The 23,457-nt window shown below is 42.1% G+C and carries 12 protein-coding genes and 1 tRNA gene; 2 read left to right on the top strand and 11 right to left on the bottom strand.

The window, feature by feature from the left end; all coding sequences use genetic code 11:
• Positions 1-174: 174 nt before the first annotated feature.
• From CPBP_RS05165 to CPBP_RS05140, 6 genes are all read right to left on the bottom strand, one after another.
• Positions 175-251, bottom strand: a tRNA-Asp gene (locus CPBP_RS05165).
• 76 nt (positions 252-327) lie between these two features.
• Complete coding sequence (locus tag CPBP_RS05160; protein WP_350331798.1) at positions 328-2,055, bottom strand: hypothetical protein; 1,728 nt, start codon at positions 2,053-2,055, stop codon at positions 328-330.
• A gap of 61 nt (positions 2,056-2,116) precedes the next feature.
• Positions 2,117-3,442 carry a macro domain-containing protein gene (locus tag CPBP_RS05155; protein WP_350331797.1) on the bottom strand — a complete coding sequence of 442 codons (1,326 nt, stop codon included), beginning with the start codon at positions 3,440-3,442 and terminating at the stop codon, positions 2,117-2,119.
• Positions 3,443-3,493: 51 nt separating this feature from the next.
• Positions 3,494-3,931 (bottom strand): IS200/IS605 family transposase, encoded by a 438-nt coding sequence (gene tnpA, locus CPBP_RS05150; protein WP_350331445.1) that lies wholly within the window; start codon positions 3,929-3,931, stop codon positions 3,494-3,496.
• A 271-nt stretch (positions 3,932-4,202) separates the two neighbouring features.
• Complete coding sequence (locus CPBP_RS05145; protein ID WP_350331796.1) at positions 4,203-6,929, bottom strand: hypothetical protein; 2,727 nt, start codon at positions 6,927-6,929, stop codon at positions 4,203-4,205.
• 85 nt (positions 6,930-7,014) lie between these two features.
• The gene (locus CPBP_RS05140) at positions 7,015-13,296 is read right to left on the bottom strand and encodes a soluble NSF attachment family protein (protein ID WP_350331795.1); all 6,282 of its coding nucleotides are present in this window, start codon (positions 13,294-13,296) and stop codon (positions 7,015-7,017) included.
• A gap of 880 nt (positions 13,297-14,176) precedes the next feature.
• On the opposite strand from CPBP_RS05140, the gene CPBP_RS05135 reads away from it, so the two are divergent.
• Together CPBP_RS05135 and CPBP_RS05130 are read left to right on the top strand one after the other, a co-directional pair.
• Positions 14,177-15,523, top strand: a complete 1,347-nt coding sequence (locus CPBP_RS05135; protein ID WP_350331794.1) for a C1 family peptidase — start codon at positions 14,177-14,179, stop codon at positions 15,521-15,523.
• Between the two features lies 1 nt (position 15,524).
• Positions 15,525-16,898: a hypothetical protein gene (locus tag CPBP_RS05130; RefSeq protein ID WP_350331793.1), complete on the top strand. Its 1,374-nt coding sequence runs from the start codon at positions 15,525-15,527 to the stop codon at positions 16,896-16,898.
• Positions 16,899-16,959: 61 nt separating this feature from the next.
• Here the strand turns inward: CPBP_RS05130 and ruvB are convergent, their stop codons facing one another.
• The 5 genes from ruvB to rnpA form a co-directional block, all read right to left on the bottom strand.
• Complete coding sequence (gene ruvB, locus CPBP_RS05125) at positions 16,960-17,961, bottom strand: Holliday junction branch migration DNA helicase RuvB (RefSeq protein WP_350331792.1); 1,002 nt, start codon at positions 17,959-17,961, stop codon at positions 16,960-16,962.
• Positions 17,962-17,965: 4 nt separating this feature from the next.
• Positions 17,966-18,607 (bottom strand): ribosome biogenesis GTP-binding protein YihA/YsxC, encoded by a 642-nt coding sequence (gene yihA / locus CPBP_RS05120; RefSeq protein ID WP_350331791.1) that lies wholly within the window; start codon positions 18,605-18,607, stop codon positions 17,966-17,968.
• 2,065 nt (positions 18,608-20,672) lie between these two features.
• Positions 20,673-22,358: a membrane protein insertase YidC gene (gene yidC / locus CPBP_RS05115; RefSeq protein ID WP_350331790.1), complete on the bottom strand. Its 1,686-nt coding sequence runs from the start codon at positions 22,356-22,358 to the stop codon at positions 20,673-20,675.
• A complete protein-coding gene (gene yidD / locus CPBP_RS05110; RefSeq protein WP_350331789.1) occupies positions 22,355-22,561 on the bottom strand; it encodes a membrane protein insertion efficiency factor YidD in 207 nt (68 codons plus the stop codon). The genes yidC and yidD overlap by 4 nt, the downstream gene beginning before the upstream one ends.
• Positions 22,533-22,934, bottom strand: coding sequence for a ribonuclease P protein component (gene rnpA / locus CPBP_RS05105; protein ID WP_350331788.1), 402 nt, complete (start codon positions 22,932-22,934; stop codon positions 22,533-22,535). Before rnpA ends, yidD begins: the two co-directional genes overlap by 29 nt.
• Positions 22,935-23,457 lie beyond the last annotated feature (523 nt).

Raw genomic sequence — 23,457 nt, 5'->3', positions numbered from 1 at the left:
TCAATAAAACATCTCAAAATCATTTTTCAACCTCAATGATCCTGCGCCCGAAATGGGTCAAAGCTGGGTCAAAATCCGCCCCATTCCCCCATATCTCCGAACACACCCAATCTAATCCAAAGGATGCAACGAAACATTACCGTCAACAAACATATTGTATTAAAGAATTATAAATGGCGGGAGTGACGGGGCTCGAACCCGCGACCTCAGGCGTGACAGGCCTGCGCTCTAACCAACTGAGCTACACCCCCCGGGGTGATTTAATGACTCTATTTCTACAGGTATTCCCCTTACATGTCAAGGATTAATGCAAAAAATATTTATTTTTTATGAAACCAGTTTGCCGGTCTCACGCAATCGTTTGACGATCGATTTAAACCATCCTGCAGCAATACCCATTTTAAGCTGAGCACCATGGGGGCGATCAACCCACACCATTGCGTTTTTTCCATCTACACCACCCCATCTAACGATGCCTTTTTCATTGCCATGAATATTAGGATCAACATAACACCCTATACGTCGCAGCTTTCCGCAAACCGTATCAAAATCAGGGTTAAGAGCAAGATCACTTAAAGATACTTGCAGTGATGGATCAAAGGAAGCAAGCCTTACGTTAAGGGCATTTTCCAGCCAATTTTCCTGACGCCTTGCTAAGGTTCTCAGGACCCCTACTGCACTCTCTGCGACCGTAGCCCTACGCAGTTCCAACATTTTTTGGCGATCATCGTGTGCGCGTCGACGCATTTCATTTGCTAGTTGCATTGCTGCCAAATTAGCTAATCGTTCTTCGTCATTCACTACTGAACTTCCTGTTGCAGCTGCAGTCGCTGCTGCTGACACTGGGGCAGCTTTTTCTAATGGAGGCGGAGTCACATCTCCCGCTACAGATGGTTTTACTTGTTTAGATCTTTTTACAGGCAATACTTCTGCTTGCATATCCTTAGGTTGCCTCACCTTCGTATGCCTTGGTTGAGCGGGTTGAGACTCACCTTCCAATCCCATCGCACGCATCATTTCTGCTGCAATTGCTTTTGGATCTCGGGCTTTTCTAGCTTTTTGCTCTGTTTCTAGCCTTTTTATTTCTGCAGCACGATCCGCTAACCTTGCTTCGTCTTCGCGTACTTTTGACATCCAGCGCTCAATAAATACTGTTTCTCGATGTTTAATACCCTCTAAAAAGCGAACATATTGCATTAATGTATCATTGCCTGGTTGCTCCTCACTCAGCTCTATACACGTACTTTTAGCAAAGATTTCAAAAGATAGGTTCCACTCACTCTCTAAAATTTTTTTCTTGTCTAAAAATGCACTTATTGTTTTGTATGATTCAGTCTTAAATAGGTACCCATTAAAATAAGAACCATCCTCAAAAAAGTAATCTACTTTTGTCTGATGACCCGGAACGACTGTAACTTTAGGCCTAACATACTCATACATCTGACACACTGGAAAATTTGCTTTCATCCAGTCACGAATTGGAACATACATTGTGTCAATTAAGTGCCGTGACAAAGGTGTGGTGTCTTGTTCAATTTCATCAATCGAACTCATAATATCTAAATATAAATGATTCAGCAAAGTTTCAGGTAAGAAACCATACTCTCCGTACTCCAAACGTCTGGAAATATCGAAAGTATGAAAGAGCATTCCCTCTAAGAAATCGGGATCTATTGCACGTATTGTTGGAATCTCTTCAGGGGACAGTTCTTCCCTCAAAGATTGTGAATATTCCAGCCCTGCTTTCAATGTTTCTAATAAGAACTCTACTCCATGAATCCACTGAAACAATACAGTTTCTGACGAAGGTACAAAAGCATGAGACAAAGGATTGTCAGTTTTACACACTTTATAATCTCTTTCAGCACGGACTACAGCGCTAGGAAATACAACCGCAAGAGTCCGTTCCTTTCGTATCAACGCATAACCGGATTTACCCTCCTGCTGGAAATGGGCAACACATATCTCTGCTGCAATATCATCTGCTGCAGAGGCAGCTGTTAGTGCACTGGTTGAAAGCAAAATCACACTTATCAAGCACGTAAACCTCATCATACTCTCCTTCTTTCATAAACGGAAATATAAGGAACTTTACAATATTGTCAAGATTTATCCGCTAGTTGTTTATATCAAATCTTACGCCACATTCGTATTGACTCGCTGCCACAGAAACCGCGAATCTTTCAATATTACAAGCAACCCGCATGAATGGAGACATCATCGATTTTCCTACATATTCAGCCCTTATGCCCAGGCTTGTTGTAACTAAAACTGTGAGGGAAAAGCTGTTTTGATGCTGCGCAAGTACATCACACACGACACCTGTACGCTCATAATCTTTACTCGCTAGATTTAAGAAATTGCGAACGTTATTTGACAGATTAACGGCCATATTTTCGCAGGCGTACCCTACTCCACTCACAAGCTTTAGATTGTCTGAAATTTGAACAACGCCCGTTGCTTTTAGTGTATAATAAGAAAGTTCTCGATCATGATATGCCGTTTCCAACTCACACCCTAAGAATGAGCCACGATTCATTTTTCCAATTGTTAGTTGGATTAGACGTTCATTTACGCCCTCAACAATCCCGCCCATAAAGCGTAATGATCTTAAAGACGTTGCAACACCTTGGAAATTCAAAGTCCCCACATGAGCCACATGAACGGGTGCTTCTAATAACGCTAACTTTGATGCCTGTGCAACACTACCCACCGACAACGCCGCCGAAGATTGCATTGCACCAACTGTTGATTTTAACAGCTCTTTTACCGCATCATATTCACGTTGACCAAACAAGTATAATTCCGGTTGCAACGCTGGATATGTTTGCATCGCAACAAGGGTTTCATCAATCATAATTTGATACAATTTAGTAAGGTCTGCGCTACCTGCAAATGCCCCTGAAGAAATCGGAACAATCCCCAGGCTAGTAACATTATCACGTTTGTTTAGTCGATCCATTTCTGCATATATGCTTTTGTAGGTCTTATGCAAATCTGTATATCCTTGTTCTATATTCCCGCTATAGGGCGCTATGGAAAAGTCTGGACCCAAAGCATGAATAATAAACTGCGTACCTTGTTTAGACAGATCGTAGGCGCCCGTCGTAAATACTTCAGACGTTTTTAGCAACGGCGTTCCGCTCATGGTTGCATTAGAACCACCCCCATGTGCAGAGGCAATTTCTGCTAACACTTTATCTGCGCCAGCGGCGCCAAAAATAGCACCACTTAGAACACCACCCGGTGCCAACCATTGATTCGCAGCATTCACAATCACGTGTTTCTTAGAATAAACTACGGATCCATTAGTCACTTCTAATTCTTTTGCCGGAACCGTCGTTGACTGCGAAGGAACACTCACCGATGTTGAAGGTGTATCACCAACACCCTCCGTAGAGTTGTTTGTGCCGCACGCTGATAACAACAACGGCAGACTCAACCACTACCAGCTGAAGCTGGTAGGTTGTAATTACAGACTGGAAGTCTCTGACTACTCTAAAGAGATATTAGAAAGGTTATTTGACTGGAAAGAGTCCGTATGATTGTTGATGTAGGCATTAATGATGTCATCAGTAACATTGCCGCTCGTTGAACTAAAGAACCCTCGCCCCCAGAAGTGTCTTCCCCAATATTCTTTCTTGATATTAGGAAACTCCTGCTGAATCTTTCTTGACGATCGTCCCTTTGCTATTTTTACAAATTCACTGACCGATACGTGGGGAGGTATTTCTACAAAAATATGCACATGATCTGCTGACAACACGCCATTGCAAACCTTAACACCCAGTTCATCAGCAACCTGTGCGATCACCTCACGCACTCGTAATCTTAATTCACCACTTAGAACTCGTTTACGATACTTGGTGATCCATACTAAGTGATATCTATGGTAAAATACGGTGTGGCTGGTTTTGCTATAATCTGTCATATGATACCCGTCGCGTTTCTCAAGCGCTAGCGCTTGAAGACTAAGCTAGGGTATCATATTTACTCCTTTTTTTCAATACCTCGCCTCTTTTCCTTTACCAAGGACTGAAGTCTTTTTCGCCTGGAAGGCGAAGGTTTTAACCATAAAGGGGACTATAAATAATGATTTTTTGAATTTCATATTCCCTCACTTTCTTAATATCTTAAACTACTTAAAGAACAAAAGCACCCCCCGAAGGGAGTGCTTTTAAAGGTAGGGTTAACTGAATAAATTAACGATCAAGACCAAAGTTCACAGCAGCGATTCCAGAAGAAATCATTGTGTTTAACTTTTCACCTGTAGCAAAGCCAAGGTTGAATTGAGCGTATGGAGTTACAGCATCACCACCGAATTGTAAGGCAGAAGACTTACCTTCGCTTGTTGATAATGTTGCATTAGCATTTGATGCTAAGTATCCAGCCACACCCAAAGTCAATGATGCATTTGTACCAGTTGCAGTTGCAACAAAGTCATCCAATGCTAGGTTTACACCTGTGTGGAATGTTGCAGCAGTAAACGACACATCGTTCATAGACAATCCCAACATACCAGCGGCCATTGGAACCACAGCTGAGTATGAGTTCAATGCGTTAGAAGACACACCGAATCCACCCATTGGAACCACAGACAAACCACCTAAGCTGTATGCTTGTGCAAATGTTACGCCTGCATTGTAAAATGCAAGAGATGACACTGCATACGCATTTTTACCTGCATCAACAGATGCTTCAGCAGATACGATTGCTTTTAAGCCCAACACATCAGATGCAACGTTTGCACCAAATGATGTTGTACCTTGGCTGCTAGAAAATGCGTTTCCGCCATCTAGGTTATAAGTCAAACCAAATTGAGCTCCAGCATGGTTGAACGTTACAGCGTATTGCTCAACAGCGCCTAATTTCTCAGCATTTGCAACACTTACGCCACGCGCCAATGAAGCAAATTGAGATGCTTGATTTAGACGAGATGACGAAAGGCTAGCAAACGATGTTGAAACTAAGTTTGTTGGATCTAATTTAGATACAACTGCATCCAATGTTGCTGATACAACAGAACGACCCGCTTGTGCTTTAGACGACATTAATGCACGATTTAATGCACCCGATGAGAGATTAGCTCCCTTAGCTGCAACTCGAGCGACTAATACCATATCAAAGTATCCGTTGCTCATAATCTTCCACTCTTTAATTTCAGAGCTACCATCACCGATAGCAATTGCAATTTTTCCAGAGCTATTTGGAAGTTTTCCGCTCATATCTTTAACAAGTGGTAACGCATACACACCTGCATCCAACGTAACGCCTGTATCCAGATCAATACCTTCTAAGGTTAATGTCTTATCCGCAGTTACATTGGCTGCTGCTACCCATAGTGGGAATGATGTAAATGAGTCATAATGCACGTAAGCAGATACTTTATCAGCTTCAACAACGTCAGACGTTTGAACGGAATGTCCTGCTGTTGAAAGAACAGCCATCATTTCTTGACCTCTAGCAATCTTATCAGCCGCTGCTGCATCAGAAACAAATTTTGAAAGATCAGCAACATCTTTTAATTTATCAAATGTGTGCGCTTCTGCAAGCACGCGCACATTTAGATTTTGAGAAAGAGTCAATGTATGTGCAAACAACGAATGATGAGCAATTGCTCTAAATGTTGTGTTTGCACCAACCTTCAAATCACCAAATTCAGAATACAAATCACCCGCTTTGACCTCAAACAAGAACTTTGTAACACCAGATTCTTTCACAACCGCTTGTGCTGTTGCATTCTTACCAACTGTTGCAGCAGAAGCAGCGGCCACGCTAGTTGCGGTTGATGTAGTCTTTGTTGCTGTTCCAGCAGAAAGAGCTAGTTTTTTTGCAGCTGTTGTAGTTTTAGCTACAGTCGTAGTCGCACTGGCAGCAATGGTTGATGGAAGTACAAGCACTGGTTGAACACCATTAATTGCAGTAATGACAACATCATTTGCCTCCACAACTGCAGCACGACCACCAATGTCTAATGTACCTTGAGCACTACCGACTTCTAGTCCCGCAGCATCTAACATTGTCTTTGTTGCAGCGTCTGCTGGCTTCATTGTCTTTAAAGTAAGAACACCTTTAGTAGTAGATTTTATTGGTGCAGCAACAACAGTTGTAGTTGCACTTGCTTTACTAGCAGCAGGAGCCGTCACTTTTGTTGTATTTGTTGCTTTACTTGCCGTTGCCGTTGTTGTTGTTGACTTAGCAGGCGAATCTACTGATAGTTGGGCTGTTGCAGTCGCAGGCTCAGAATGAGTATCAACAGAAAGAACAACTTCTTTTCCATCTGCTCCTTGACGAGCATAAGGATATCCTACTGAAGAATCCAAACTAATATATGTATAAACTGATGCCAGGCTTGCTGCTGCCGTATCAAAAGCGTCAAACACAGCATTACGAACTGCGAAAGCATTCGTCCTTAGATTACCTTTTACTGTTGTATTAAATGTATGGCGCGCTGTGTCAATTCGTCCAGAGAAAAGCATAGCCCCGACATGTATTGCATCCGGTTTGAACTTTGTTGCATCAGACGCATCTAATTTGAAAGAAGAATCTTTTCCTTGATCAATATTATGCCATGAAAGTAGAAGTTTGTCGTTTACAATAGTCATATTTACAGTAGGAGCGGCTGCAGCTGGTTCTGTCGTCGGTACAACACTTAGATGTGATAGAACATCATAGCTTGCACCATATCCAGCAGCGGGTCTATCTGGAATATGTCCACTAACCAGTTTGGCGTCTCTAAACGCTTTATCGGCTTTTTCTAAATCAAGCACAAATGTAGGTACTTTTGATTTAGCAGTAGATGGCGGATTTGGATTCGGATTTGGATCAACTGGCGCAGCTGCTGTATCTTGGTTATTGCCACATCCTGTCGCAAATAGCGATGCTGTGACTAATAACCCAGCTTTTAGAACGTTTTTTAAATCAGACATTATTAATTCCTTTTTTTATTATCATAAAACCTTTTTAAGTCGGGGGAAGAGAAGCTCCCTTCCCCCACTAGACTTAAAACTAAGCTTAGTTACGTGGGCTTATTACTGCGTTAGCTGAGGTTGTTGGACCACTTTGGGCGCTTTGTAGATCACCTACAAGACCTTTCGTGTTTCCTCCAGTGGCCTTTCCATCACCAAGAACTGTATCCACCAAGCCTTGTGCATGGTTGTACAATTCAGTTCCAGCAACACTAGCTGCAGGAACACCAGTTACTAACGCCGCTTGTGTTTTCACACCTGTTGACACAGCTGCTACAACCGCAGCAGTCTTAGTCGAAACCAACTCATCTGTCGCAGCTGCACGTGCAACTGGCGCCAAAGCTTGAGCGGCAGCTGCTTGATCTTTCAAATCACCAGAAGCTCCCTTAACTGCTGTTGCAGTTGTTGCCATTGTTGCTTTCAGCTCTGTTGTTTTCGCAGCATTGCCATGAGAGTCATGAGCAGTTTCGCTGTTACGCAATCCAACAATGTACGTGCTTACTTTGTTTGACGCATCCAAAACTTCCACAAAGTTTGACTGAATTACAGCCGCTTCTTCACGAGACTTTAAGATACCTAACAATGTTTCACGAACTGCATTTTCAACAAGTTTAGTCATACGATCTGGAATGCCACGCAAGTAAACCATATCATCAGTACGTGCTTTATCTTTTTCAGACGCAACATAATGTATCATTCCTTTTGTATATGATTCCATTGCGCGTGCAGCTACTTTTGTAGCTTCTAAAGCCACGTCATATGACGTTTTTACTTTAGCTGCCGCATCATATGCTGCTGTCGCTGCCGCTTCTGCTACTTCAATTACAGATCGCAGTGCATCAAGATACACCAAGCCATTTGTCGCGTGAATCACTCGAGACAATTCATACAGTTTAGCCAAGGCATTTGCAGCCACGGCAACGTAACGTTTTACGCTAACAGTAGATATCGTAGTTTCTCCAGTTAATCCTTTAACTGCATCAAATGCTGCTTGTGCTTGTTGCAACAAAGCTGCTTTTGCGTCATCTGATTTTAACGTAGTTACCTTTTGAGATAACAATCCGATTTTCACTCCTGCAATGCGCGCTTGTACATCTTTTTGAGTTGGAGCTTCTGCCAAGATCGCTTCTACTTCAGCAAGAGCGTTATCAAGTTCAGATGGATTTAACTTTGCTAAGTCACGATACACTTCAACAACTGCTAAATGAATCTCGAATTGATCTAATCTACCTGACTTACTACCACCAGCACGAACGCTTGCACTGATATCAAGTAATGCTGGCAAGATTGAATCTTTAATTCGAGACCCTTGACTTGCTGCTAAAACAGCATCCGCCGCATCTGCATAAGCATTTGCTGCGTCTAACAACTTATCGCCTTCAACGAAGCTTTCTGCAGCTTTAACATAAGTATCAGCAGCTAAAGCATGCTTCTTTTGAAGTGAGTACAACTTAGCCACATTCAAATGAATTCCTGCTTCTTTTCCGCCAGCATCAACGATTCTCACCAAGGCTTCAATACGCGCTTGCGCAGCTTCTGCATGGCTTAAGTCACCTTCTTTTTGGAAAGCAAGTGCTTTTTCATACATTGCACCAGCAGCTGAGATTACAGCAGCTTTTAACTTACCATTAGCTATGCTATCAGCTCCTTCTTTAATCACTGTAATTTGCTCTTCAGCAAGACCAACCAATTTCTCAAGACGGCTTGTTGCGTCAGCAATTTGCAATTGATGTGCTGCTTTTTCAATCGCTTGAATAATCTCAATACGTTGATCAACAGTCACAGATGCAATCTTGCTTAATGCCCAGGCTGCTTTTTCATATTGGTTACCCGCTTGCATGTGGTCACCAATCTTAGCCCACTCAGAACCAGATGCACTATAAGCTACGGATGCTTCTTCGTACATTTCACCAAGAATGTAAGCTCCTGCAGCTTGTTGGTAAGCTTCTGCTCTGACGCGTCCATGGAACCCAGCTGTCGCACCAATTAGATTGAAGGCTTCTGCTGCCGCTAAACATGCCTCTGAGTGACCAACTTGTTGAGCCGCTTTTAATGCATTCTCAGCTGCTTCGTAAGCTGCTGCTGCATCTTTTTGAGCCACATGGTTTTGAGTCGACGCTTTGTAAACGTTTGCAGCTTTCAAGAATTTACCAGCAGCTTCATACTGTTCAGCCAATTCTCTCATGATTGATCCATGAACCACCGCTGCACCATCTGTCTTTGATAAGTCTTCCAACATTTTTGCTGAACGATCAAGGCTACCTTCACGGTACAAGATTTGCGCTTGGTTAAAGACTGCAGTGTATTGCTCTTTCACCAAGGCAGCATCCGCACCATTTGCAATTGCTTGCTTGTATGCTTCCGCTAAGTTTTCATACGCATCAGCCAATCGTGAGTTACGGCCTGCCATCAAAGCAGCATCTGTTTGACTTAAAATCGCAGCAATTTCTTTTTTATACGCATTAACCGCTTCTAAGTACCAAGTAAGTGCATTTGCCTTATCTGCTGCCGCACCTAGGTTATCAAAACGAATACGTTCTGACGCAGCTTTTGCCACTAACAAACGACCTAATTGGTGTGCAACTTTAGCTTTCAAATCTGCTGTTGCAACGTTGTTTTCTTCCTTAAGCACAGTATCTGCAAAATCCATCGCACCTTCTTGGATTAAACCAGTCATTTCAGTAATCGCTTGAGCACGCGCTGCTTTAAATGATTTATCTGTTTGAGATGCCTTTAAACGAAGAGCACCATACGCTGCAGACACAACAGCTTCTGCTAAGTCAGCACGTTCAGTCAACTGAGTAATAACATCCTTCATTTGCTGTGTCGTCGCTGGCGTTGCAGCCGTGTAGTCAGTTAAAGGAATCGCTTTTGCAAGCTCTGCGTTCTCTTTTAGCGCATCATATACATGCTCTTGGTGAGCTTCTAAGTTCAGCGCAGTTGTTCCAAGCGCTGCAAGAGTTTTTAAAACAGTTTCATAGCCTAAAGTAATACCACGATATGCTGAATGTGTTTCATCATATCCAGCACCAGTATCAAACAAAGCACCCACGCTGTAAATACAATCCGCAATATTAGTTGTAACAGCACCATCAATTGCTCCAGCATCTTGAACCAAATCTCGCAGAGCAGCTCTATGATCAACTGCGTCAGTTCCTGTTGTTGCCAACGTCAATGTTGCAGTTAAGTCAGACAACCAAGCAGCATTCACTTTGCGATATGCAGCAGTAATTGCTGCTAATCGTTCACCTACAAACGTACCGAGAGGCGCAGCAGCATTAAAGCCTGCAACTCCTTGGTAAGCTTTATTAACTAATCCAAGCGCAATTTCATAGGCACCTTCAGCAACAGCAGCACCTGTGCTATCTTCAACTGCAGATTCAATCGCAGTATCCCGACTTGCAGTATTCGCCGCAACTGCTGCATTTGCTCCAGACGCTGGAAAAGCACGATTGTATGTATCTGCCGAATTTTTCAAACTAACCGCACGACGATGTAATGAATCCAATACATCTTCAGTCACATATACAGTCGCTAAATCAGATGTCATTGCTGCTATGTCAGCTAATGTAGCATAGCTTGTAGAGTCGCCAATACCCGCTGCTGATAACAATGCACCCGCACGTTTTATTTCATAATCTGCTGCTGCAGTGTATGCCGCACCCGCAGCATCACGCTTAGTTGTCCATGTAGCAGATACTGCTACTGAAGACAATCCATCAACTTCTGCTTTAGCCCAGTCTGCTTTCGCAGTACGCGCTTTATCAAACGCTGCTGCTGCATCTTTGTACCCTGAGTAAGGTGTCGTTGACAATGCCGTTATACGATCAAATTCTTTCTTTAGATCATTAAACAATCCCTCAACTGTAAACCATGCATGATCTGCTGGCGTTGCAGCTGCAAAAGCAGGATCAATAGCGACATCTTTATCATTAAAGTATTTCGCTAATGTATTTGCAACTAAAGCCGCACGACGGTTTAGATGTGTATCGTTAGATCCGTGAATTATTCCATCTCCAGCAGCGATATTATTGGTACCCAATAATGCCGTGCGAATTGCATTTTTCACAGCTTCCGCAGTAGCACCCGCAGCGAAGCAATCTAAAATCGCAGTCCACGTATCGCCGTTTTGTTGTTGCAGACTAGAGTTTGTAGCAATAGCCGCACTCAACGCAGTATCCGTTACTGTTAATTTATCTACTGCATATAAGTTTTCAACAGTTGCCCATACGGTACGCAATCCTTGTTTAACCGCTGCATTGTTATGCAATTCAACTGCAGATTCAAAGGCTTTACGTAAATGATCACGTGCAGTAATACGAGACGCACCTGCTGCCATTGCTGTTGCAACCGCATCTGCATCAAACAGTAATCCCGTTGCTAATGCACCCGTTGTTGCATCAACTTTTGCAACTAATTCATCATCAGCTGCAGTATTACGCTTTAATAAAGCTTCAGCTTTTGCAGTCAATGCCAATGCTTTTACAAGACGCGCATCGTCAGCAGCTGCTAATGCCACATCAGCAACCGCTAACACAACATCAATCGCTGTCACACCCGCTTCCCACGCAGCTTTATTGTTTGCAAGACGAGCATACTTTAAGTAATTGTCTAACCATTCAGCCCGCTTAACAAGAGTACCACCTAACGCTGCCGTAGAAATTTTCTCTAATTGTTTTGAAGCTGCCTTAGCAATCAATGCATATGATCCAGATAATGTTCTATTGCAATCTGTACGGGCACTACGAATAGCAGCCGCTTTAACTTCATCCAATGTTGATTTTAAGGCTTGATCTAAACCATCTACAACATTCTTTACAGAACTATTAGACCCATCCACATAATCCTTCAAATCAGTAACCGCAGTGGTAACATTAGCTTCAACGATTGAAGCAACTGCTGCTAAGTCTAATACTACGCGATATAATTGTTCTGCGCGCACTGAACGCACAACCGCGATATCGCGAGCTGACAAATACTGCTCAGCCGCAGTAATGTTAGAGTATTGTGTGTTCGCTGTTGTTAATGCCTCAGTAATCAGCGTACTAACATCTGTATATTGAGTATTTAAAGCGATACCTTGAGCTGTCGCAGCGTCAAAGCTTGAACGCGCATTCCACGTTGCTTTTAATTTAGAAAGCAAGATTTTAGCTGTTACTGCAGATGTTTTTAAAGCTTCAGATGCCACAACACCCGATGTGCTTGCCAGTTCTGTGTACATAGTTTTAAATGCAACAGCGTCGTCATTTAACTTTGTGGCAACTGTCACATCACCCGAAAATACAGCAGTTGATGATCTTGAATAAGCATCAGCTAATGCACCAATTGCTAAACGCATTGATTCTGCTGCTGCTGCAAATTCTAAGTTTTTATCTTGTCCAGATTTCTTAGCTGCTGCTTTTTCATGCATATCACGTGCAACGATATCAGCGTTGTACAAACTAACATATACTTTTGCAATTTTTACATCTTCTGCAGTTTGAGCAGTTGTATCAGTCAATTTATCTCTTGCTGCTGTTTGTTTCAAAGCCAAGTCATAAATGGCTGTACCTAATTCTTCAGCACAACTTGCTGCACGCAAAAATGCTTTGTCTGTGTTTGTTGATTCAGCCAACGCTTTTACTGATGCTAATAATGTTTGAGCCGCAGTAACGTTTGCTTCAGTAACACTGCTTACACGTGCAACGTGATGAATGAAGTGTTCAGAATACATTAACAAAGCTTTTTCAGCATATTCTGTACGCAGAGTTGTGTTTGTAGTTTCTGTTAAATCACGCGCCTTTAAGAAGAATTGCGCAGAAACTTCAAATTCACCCGCATCTTTACGTTGCTCAGCAAAGTAAACCGCATCTTTTACAGTTGTAATTTGAGCTGGAACAACTAAACGCTCAGCTTCTGGTGATTTTAAGTCTCTAACACTATCAACACCCAATGCTTTTAATGTAGAAGCATCAGCGATCTGTGATAAAAAGCTATCAAAATGCTCGGGCGTTAACTGGATATTACCGTTTAAAATATCTTTAAAATGTTCAAAAAGCTTTAGGCTTTCGGTATCCAAAACATTAAGCGTTGATAATCCTGAAGTGGTTTCTACAACTGATTTTGCAAGATTTCTAGCTTTTGCCTCTGTCATATCTTTATTTTGTTGTAGAAGATACGCTGTTGCATTTTTTGTATGTACCTCTGCCGCAGCTGTTTGAGCAGATTCCCCTTCAGCGACGGTTGTACCCAAAGCACTATCAAGTGCAGAGACTTCACTAATACCTAATGCTGTAAATATACCTACTGATGTAGATAATAGGAACCGTGAAAGTTTGTTTTTATTCATGTTATTTGTCCTACCTTTATTGTTTTTATTATTTTAAAGCGCAGATTCTCTACACTTTACCTATCAAAGGAATTTATAGAATGAAATTATGAATTTTTTCTTAAATCCTCCATTTTCGTTATTCTTTTTATAAATTTTCAAACCTAAATCCAAAAATCTTTTTAATACACTATAAAATGTAACCAGTTTTCCTGGGTTTGTACACCCTGTTTTTTCATGCGTTGCATCTTTGCAACAACACTCGAAATAAATTATACCCTCAGGCATTTCCTGACATTTCTGGCAATGTAGTTTGTAGCCGCAACTTCTTAACTTTTAGTTAATTTTTATTTATTTTGGATTAAACCACATAGATTCTTTATTTCAAAATCGATCACAGTATCATCAGGAACCCGTGAGGAAGTAGAAGCTTTTGAAAGAGGTGAGGCAATTCAATCAGCTGAAATTCAATTACATCGTGGTATTGCAACAGAAGTCTTAGCAGCTTTCATCGTTTCTCCGACTGAACGTAAGGCAGCGGCAGATTCTATCGTCGCGACTACAACCGGGCTTTATTATTGCAAGATATTAATGCGCTCTACTATAAAGGACATTCCATCCCCGGCATCTCCCAAAGGGTATATAATAAAAACTGATGAGAAATATGAGGCTCCTGTACGTATATTTATAGAGCTGTTGGCTCACCTAGGTATTCACGAACCTGCCCGCACATGGAAGCTGACATCAAAGCTAGGGGGGGTACATAAGCGTTGGAATGAAGGGCTGAGGACTAAATATTCTTGACACCGCCCCCCCCCCCCTTTTGCTAGATCTGATGCGAGCCCTTATAAAATTACAACAAGAAATGCTCTTTAATTTAATCCATTAAGGAGACGTGAAAATGAAATATCTATTTGCAATTTTAATATCGTTGATGTCAGTTACGCCGACTTTTACTGCCGAACGAATTTATGCCACTGGATGTATCCCCAGCACTCCTGAAGATTGGGAACGAGCTGGAGTGCCCCTACGCAGTCCTTCTGAAGAATTACGGGCAAGTAGATTAGCACGATTGCCGTCTGGCACAGCTTCTTTATCAAGCACAAGATTGGCTGATTCTAAACCCATATTACCACGTTATGAGATCTTGACCATGTCTGATGTTAAGAATCAGCATCCATTAGGAACCTGTTCGATATTTGCAATTGTAGCCGCAATTGAAGCACAATTGCCTAAAGGTACAGTAATTTCTGAGGCTGAATTATTTACTCGAGTGAAAATGATTGTTGAAGCAAGAGTGCAAGAAGGTGTTGCGTTATCCCGATATATTCCATTGCTTAAGGAAGGGGTTGTTTTAGATCACCAATATGTAAATTATGAGATTTTTTCAAACTATGTCATAATTGTTGTAAAAAACAAGGCATCAGTTACATTGTCTCTTGATTACATAAAAAGTCTAAATGAATTAAAAGACCATGCAACAAAGCTTGGAAAAGCCCCTGAAGACTTTCGTCCAACGTGGGATGAAAAAAGACGTGCTCATATAGAAGAACAAGAAAAAGAGATTGAAAGGGAAATAGAAGAGTCTAAGGGGAAAACAAATACTTATTGGTTTCCCTTGCCCTATTTAGGCATACCTATTAACATCCCTGGATCATCGGTCGTACGATGTGGCCTTAATTTAGATGAAATCAGCCGCCTATTCTTCACACGCATCTTAACCCCACAATCCTTTATGCCACTTCCTAGATTGAATGTCAGCGTTATCTTCACAAGAGATTCCAGAGGCACTTGTGAAGATGAATTAATCAAAGGCTTGAAACAATCCATATGTAACAATGTCTCTGTCGTTGTTGATGTTAAAACCTTTGCACGATACAAGTTTGCTCCAGGAAATGGAGATTATGATAAATTAGAAAATGGGCTTTATCGAGAGGTGCATAAAGAGAAAGGTGCTTATGAAAAAGTAAGTCAATGGTTATCAGATTCTGTAAGTCCAAATAATGGGTTTATAGTAACTACCAAAATTCCTGATGAATATGGTTGGGAAGGGGCGCACGCCATCTGCATCTGCGGGTATGATAATGCCTATCAACCTGACAAAAGTAAGCCTGCAGTTTCAGCCTTTAAATTTAAAAACAGTTGGGGTAGAACATATGGAAATGAAGGATATGCTTGGCTTACAGAAGATTATGTAAGACAACATACGTATAATGCCTTAGTATTAGATGTAAATGGAAGACAGTAACATGAAAACACAAGAGATATTATTAATAACGACGATTGCTTTAATGTTGCAAGGATGTGGTTCAAGTGAGGACGACACCGAAATATCTGCAGCACTATTTTACCAAGATATAAAACCTGAAAATCGATGGGAAGAAAGAGGTAAAATTCAAAAACACCTAGGAGATTACTTATTTTCAGATTACAAATTCAATAGTGAAACCGTTAGCGAAGGCACCTTATCACGACCCGCAAAAAACTTAGTAAAAAAGATTTGGAGTCAGTTGGAAAGAGTTGGTTTTTCAGGATACGACCCTATGATTTTAGAGAGCAACTCAGTAAAAATTAAGTATGAGTGGCATTCTCCACCACCAGGCTCAGCAGCTAGTGAATTGTTTGAGCACCCCTCATTATTTACTGCTTTACCATTCCATACTAAGTTTGTTGTAACTTTAATGTATGACTGGATTGGTATTCGCTATTTAATACTCCATCAAAAAACAGATGCTATGTTTCATTTAAATCTAAGATTAGCTCTAAACGGGCTAAAAGCAAATGGTACTATACTTGGCAAGTACAATTCTGATGAAGGGTATGTTCGCGAATCAAAAGAATGGTATGATAAAGGGAACGCAATCATAGTTGACGCATTAAAAGCTGATCCATTCTTCAAGCAGTTCTTTGAAGCTCCAGCTGCCCCAACCGACTCGTCTGGAAGTACATCTGCATTGTCGGCATTGAAGGGGAGATCTGGGGTGAATGCAACTCAATTTACAGTGAACGGTGTTGCTGGTTCTCAGATTGATTTTGGGTTACCGGTATATGTTCAACTCAAAGGATCAGTAGATCAAGATAAATCCACCACAGGCACGACAGGACTCGTGGCATATAAGTTGGGTAACTCTGTGTTGGGTGTTGTTCAGTCCTATGCAAACTCTGGTGCTGGGTTTAGTGCTGACAGCCGTCATCTTGAATCATCCATCGTTGCAGCTCATTCCTTTGAAGCATTCTTTGTTGAAGGTCAATTCGGATCTGTATCTGCAACCGACTTTAACTTTAAAGATTGGTCAGGCGTACGATCTCAAGTCCGACTCGGGATTGATACCCCATTCGGTGCTCCCTTTATACAGCTAACTCACAGGAACTTTGGACACACATCTGACACCGCTGGATATGTTGGACTTGAAATAGCTAATACTGAATTCAAAGCAGATACGTACTCATTTAGCACATCGCTATTAACCAAGGTGGGGCACCATTCTGTTCATGGCGCAACCGGCTCCGTCGATTGGACAGCAGCGTTAAACCTCAACAGCGGCGTTGCGTTTACCACAAACCTAACTCTAGGTTCAGCGCTTGAATCTAAGGCTGCATTCAATCTATCTCTAGATCGCTAATTTTCTTTAGATCTTCCCCCCAGAAATGGGGGAATATACCTTATTTACAATTCAAAATTATCTAACCAATTGGTGGGGGCGAAATGCCCAAGAACTCATACGCTTTTCCTGTCAGGATTCGCCCTCTAGGAGACCGTTGAATATACCCTTGTTGAATCAAATAGGGTTCGATGACATCTTCAACAACATCACGTTGTTCTGCAAGACTGGCGGCAATGGTTTCAATCCCCACAGGTCCACCGCCATAAAACTCTGCGATTTGAGACAAGTATTTACGATCCATGGCATCTAAACCATTTTGATCAACGCCCAATCGATCCATACCGGCAGCAGCTTTCAACTCATCCACGGCAATACTGCTATGATAAATATCCATAAAATCACGCAATCGCTTTGTTAGACGCTTTGCTATTCGTGGCGTTCCTCGTGATCGCTTTGCAACCTCAACAGCACCATCCGCCTGCATAGGCAAATCAATCAAACTGGACATGCGGTTCACGATAGATGTTAATTCATCCACCTCATAAAAATTTAATTGCAGCGGAATGCCAAATCGTTCTCGCAGGGGTCGAGTGATCAATCCTGCACGCGTCGTTGCCCCCACCAATGTAAACGGTGGCAGATCGATTGTTATCGCCCGCGCCGCTGGCCCTTCACCGATCATGATATCCAACTTAAAATCTTCCATAGCTGGATATAAAATTTCTTCAACCGATGGGTTCAATCGATGAATCTCATCAATAAACAAAACATCTCGCGGTTGCAAATTTGTTAGAATTGCGGCTAAATCACCGGCTTTTGAAATCACTGGCCCTGACGTCGAACGAAACCCGACGCCCAATTCCCGTGCAATAATTTGAGACAACGTTGTTTTCCCAAGACCGGGAGGTCCCGTAAACAAGACATGATCCAAAGGCTCCTGACGCGTTCGTGCCGCTTGAATAAAGATCGATAAATTATCCTTCAGATGTTTCTGACCAATAAACTCATTCAGTGTTTGAGGTCGCAACGACACATCAAATTTATCTTCATCCAATTCTTCTGCAGAAATCGTACGATCCATGAAATTATCTATCTCGGCTTTCTAGCAATAGTTTATAAACCCTGCGTCGCAATTCTATAATGCCTTCTTTATCAACTGCACTTGTAACAATTAGCTCTGGATGCGCTGCTACATGACGTTGGATTACAGCTTTCATGCTCTCAACTGCCCTGGTCAATTCATTGGGCTTTAACTTATCGACTTTCGTCAAAACCAACTGATACGGCACGGCACTTTCATCCAGCATCGTCATCATTTCATCGTCCGCAGGTTTAATCTCATGGCGGCTATCTAATAACAAGAAGACATGTTGCAGTACTGATCGCCCAACTAAATAGTCCTTCATCAGACCATTCCATGCAGCAATCTTAGTCTTACTCACCTTGGCATAACCGTATCCAGGCATATCAACAATATAACAAGCTTCAGCCAATGAAAAAAAGTTCAGTTGTTGTGTCCGCCCAGGAGTATTCGACGTTCTAGCAATTGTTCGATTCACCAACGCATTGATCAAGCTGGATTTTCCAACGTTCGACCGTCCAATAAAACCAAACTCAGGCACAGTCATCGGAGGAAGCCTGTCAAGCGTATCAACTCCAAATCGGAATTCACACTCTTGACGAAATAATATGTCGGCACTTTTAATAGAAGAAAATGAAGGAGTCATAAAAATTGTCTTTATATTGATGTGGATATATTCTTTACATATACCCTAATCCAGGCATGCGTTGCAAATACTATGTATAAGTTCAGCACAAATGAGAGAGATTAAGCAACATGAGGTTGCACCAGGGATGATCCCTGGACCCAATGGGCTAGATCTAGAGTGAACGTAGTTTGAGGTATGTAATAAGAGACACTGTGGAGGGAAGGTTGATTGAGTGTGGTTTGGATATAGATAATAAATGAGGAACTGTTAAAAACAGTTTTGAATGAGAGAGATTTTTGATCCACCTTCGGCGCAGGAGGGGTAAAGGTGAAAAATGAATTTGAGATGTTTTTGAGTGAGTAGTGTTTTAGTTCCTTGTTAAGTTATGAAAGCGCAATATTTGTGTAGCTTTCAAAGTTAAATTATATAGAATCCGTGTCAGACCAGATCGGAGCTAACTTAGCGGATCCAACCGCAGGTTGGCAGCGTCACGCTGTCGTTATTTAGTTTTAAAACCGAGTGAATCCCCAGTAACCCGCACGTGCAAAAAGAACCCCATTTCTTACACGAATGGGGAAAGGCGGACTTTAGTAATATTACAAAGTCGGGTTTTACGAGCCCGTCGGCTCTAGGGGTTGTTTACAGGGCTGTGTCTACTGATCGGGTAGTTGAGCACCTGTACTGGGGATTCGGTTCGGCATGTCGTCCTTGAGTGGTTCAACCAAAGCTTCGTCGCGGATCTGGTTAGGGATCCTTTGGCTGAAAGTTTCAAAGACGTAGAACGAAAAAAGGCTACCCACCTGTTTAGTGGATAGCCTTTTCGCAATTCTACTTATTAGTATACATAAGGAATTTGGATTGTCAAGAAAATTATTCTTTTTCGTGTTGGGGGGGCGCGCGCCCCTGAAGTGGGGCCCACCCACAAAAAATTACTCAGAGCGTGTCCACCCCCCCCGCCACCACAACGGCAACGTGCCGTTGCATCCATTAGGTTAGATTGGGGGGGATTATAAACTGTGTCAAATCACATCGAATCCAACTTATGGGTGCAGGGATCATCCCTGCTTTCGCACAGCGCTGTGCTACTCTATGTCCAAAATCGCCATTGCGTATCAGATGCACTCACCGAAGTGAGATCTGAGTTTACTAAAAGCCTACCATCTTTAAAGTATCAGAGACTGATTAACAAATTATGAACAGAACAAAGATTGTTTGCAGCAGCACGTTGCTGCACTCGTTAGGTTAGGTCTGATACGGATTGTAATTTTTTCAAATCGTATTTATAATTTAACCACATAAAACAATTATCCAGTGGCCTTTGCTCCCCAGACTTTCTTCTAATGGATCCAACGTGACGATTTCGGCTTATATCGTTGTTTTTGTAATCCGTGTTTGTGCGAATCGGATCTAATCTATTGAGTCCAGCGTCACGCTGGTTTGTCAATCTTTTTTTAACGTTTGCGTGGTATTGTAAATTTAGAGCGCTCATACATTATTATTTTTTCCCACCGTTTCGTGAAGAAATGACGGATTGCTTCGTCTATTTAGTCTCGATTTAGGGAGTGGGTTTTGTCCCCCCACCCGAAGGTCACTGAGGGTGTCTGGGGCGGGGGGTGGTAAAAAAATCGCGTTAACTAAATCTTAACCTTTATTAATTCGCAACCTGCGGTTGCATCCGTTAGGTTAGATCCGATGTGGTTGGACACATGTTCTAGTAAGCAACATTACATGTGTTCAGAAATTCAATAGTTTCAAACAGGTAAGCTTACTGGGTGCGGGACTCAATGGAGGGCTTGAATAAATTTCTAAGCTGTTGCAACGTCGTTTTTTACAATCCGTGTCAGAGCGAATCGGATCTAAGCAACGTGCCGTTGCATCCATTAGCGTGATGCAGGACTCAATGGGGGTACTCGAATAAATGCCCGAATTGTTGCAACGTTATTTTTTTATAATCCGTGTCAGATCAGATCGGATTTAATTTATGGATGCAACGTCACGTTGGCGGATCCGATCTATGGGTGCAGCATCATGCTGCAACAAAAAAGGACTGGTTAATACCAGTCCTTTTTATACGTATAGTCTTTTAAGCTTTCTTAGTACGACTCAACACCAACTGTTGAATAATTGTTAACATGTTGCTCCACGCCCAATAAATAACCAACCCCGCCGGGAATGAGGACATAAAGTATGTTAAAAACACCGGCAAAAACGCCATCATTTTCCCCATCGCTGGATCCGCAGTCGGCTGAGGTGTCATTCGTTGTTGTAACCACATTGTGAATCCCATAATCATTGGCCAAATTCCAATCATCAAAAATGTGGGGGGATCCCACGGAATCAAACCAAACAGGTTAAATACTGTTGTTGGGTCGGGTGCAGACATATCGCTAATCCACCCCCAAAACGGTGCATGACGCATTTCAATAGAAATGAATAAAACTTTATACAGAGCAAAGAACACCGGCATTTGAATCAACAGAGGCAAACAACCACCTGCTGGGTTAATTTTATGCTGTTTATATACTTCCATGATGGCTTGGTTACGCTTAGCGGCATCATCAGGATACAAGGCTTTAATTCGCTCCAATTCAGGTTGCAATTTCTTCATACCCGACATGGATGATGACGACTTTCGCACCAATGGGAACATAACGGCCTTTACGATGACTGTTAACGCTAAAATCGCCAAAGCAAAATTCCCAATCAGGTTCTTTAAGAACGTCAACACGTGATACATAGGCTTTGTTAAGAAATATAACCATCCGAAATCTACTGCGATATCTAAGTTAGAAATTTGATATTCGTTTTCATACTTATCCAGCAAATTTACAACTTTTGCCCCTGCGATAAACTGATATGTGAACGAAGCCTCAGATCCACTAGCCACCGTCATATTTGCACCAGAAAGCTCTGTCATGTATGTTTTTCTGGGCGTCTTGAAATGCTGGACTTTTGCTGTTACAGGTGTGTTATCTGTTACGGCCAACGCCGCCATCCAATATTTATCGGTAATCCCTAACCATCCACCTTTGCTGGCAATATCAAACGCTGGAACGTCTTCGATATCAGCATAGTTAATTTCTTGAAGTTTACCACCTAAGTATCCAACAACGCCTTCGTGTAAAATCTTACTGTCTGCGGCTGCCATATCTCCCACTCGGATAATTCGCCCCTTTGGAAAGGTTTGAATCTCTTGAGTTTTAGTGTTTCGAATAATCTCTTTTACCGTAAACATCTGATCTTGATCTACAGAAATATGACGCTCGAAAATAACGCCCTCAGGACTTTTCCAAGTCAATTTCAAGGGATGCTCGGCGGTTAACGTTTCACGATCAGCCGTCCACTCTGTCTTTTCAGATGGAAACGTAACAAAGCTTTTCTGATCATTGGATACAGAGACCCATGTAAATTCAACATAAAAAGGCTTTTCAGTATTTTCAGGATTTAATAAGTCAACGTTTGAACTGCGCGGCTCAACAGATTCTTTGTACTTTTTCAATACAATATCGTCAAACCTGGCTCCCTTTAAATTGATTGATCCAGCAAACGATGGCGTATCAATAGCAACTCTGCTACCTTCGCGTAACGCAACATCTTTAGGCACAGCAATTGCCTTTTCATCCAATACAGGTGCCACAGGCACTGCTGGTGCTGTAACTGCAGCTTGCGCATGTTCTATGGGTGCAGGATGAGGAAAGAAATATTCGTATCCCCAAAACGCTGCAAATACTAAGAAAAATATTATAAAAAAATTACGCTGTTCGTTCATTCTTTAATCCTTTGATGTGGAACTAAATCAACCCCTCCAGGGTGACATGGGTGACATTTTATTAAACGCAGAAACGTAAGCCAACTCCCTTTAAATGCACCGTGAACCTGTAACGACTCTAAGGCATAATGAGAACACGACGGATGAAACCTGCACCGTTTGCCTAGAAATGGGCTAATCCCCAGTTGATACAGACGCACCATCCCCATCAACACAAGATTGATCGGCAGGCTTATCCATTTTAGCAACTTTCTTAAGTACAGTTTCAAAATCGTGCTGGAGTGTTTCAAACTTAACTGACCATAATGAGCTTCGAGCAACAAAGACGTAATCACAGCCCAAATCGAATTGATCTCTCAATTCATAGACCAAAGATCTTAAGCGTCGTTTTGCTTTATTCCGTTTAACTGCGTTGCCAGTTTTACGAGTGGCAACATACCCTACACGGAATATACCTGAATTTTCCTGGTTTGGCAACGCTTGTACCAAAAAATGTTCTCCATAAAACCGTTTTCCAGCCCCCGAAACCCTCAGGAACTCTCTACGCTTCTGCAAGGTGCAAAATCTTTTACTCATACATCGCCTCAAATAAACATTTTTCGTAAGATGAACCTTAGTCGAAGGAGCCAGCTCTGTCAAGAAGGACGTAACCGCAACGTGTCGTTGCACCAGAGATAACCTTCTTTGCCCACTAAGCTAGATCCGATTCGCTTCGACACATGTTACACGCCCCTTCGACTACGTCACGCCTATACGTCGTGAATCTCTCAACCCAAGGTAAGTTCTACGCCAAGCCGCACTCAGCTAATGAACTAACCAGCATCTTTAACCATAGCGCCTTGCATAGGCTATATTTTTATTCGTTATGGAAAATAGCGAAAACGTTACAACCTATTGGATGCAACGGCATGTTGTACAAATCTTCAGTTCGTCAATCTTTTGTTAACTTTTGTGCGGTATCGTATCTTTAGTGCACTTACATAGTTTATTTAGCCCACCGTTTCGTGAAGAAATGACGGATCGCTTCGTCTATTTAGTCTCGATTTAGGGAGTGGGTTTTGTCCCCCCACCCGAAGGTCACTGAGGGTGTCTAGGGCAC

This window comes from Candidatus Bodocaedibacter vickermanii, from assembly GCF_014896945.1.
GTDB lineage: Bacteria > Pseudomonadota > Alphaproteobacteria > UBA6184 > UBA6184 > Bodonicaedibacter > Bodonicaedibacter vickermanii.
Note: the sequence above shows the minus strand (reverse complement) of the source record. Positions and strands in the feature narration are given on the sequence as shown.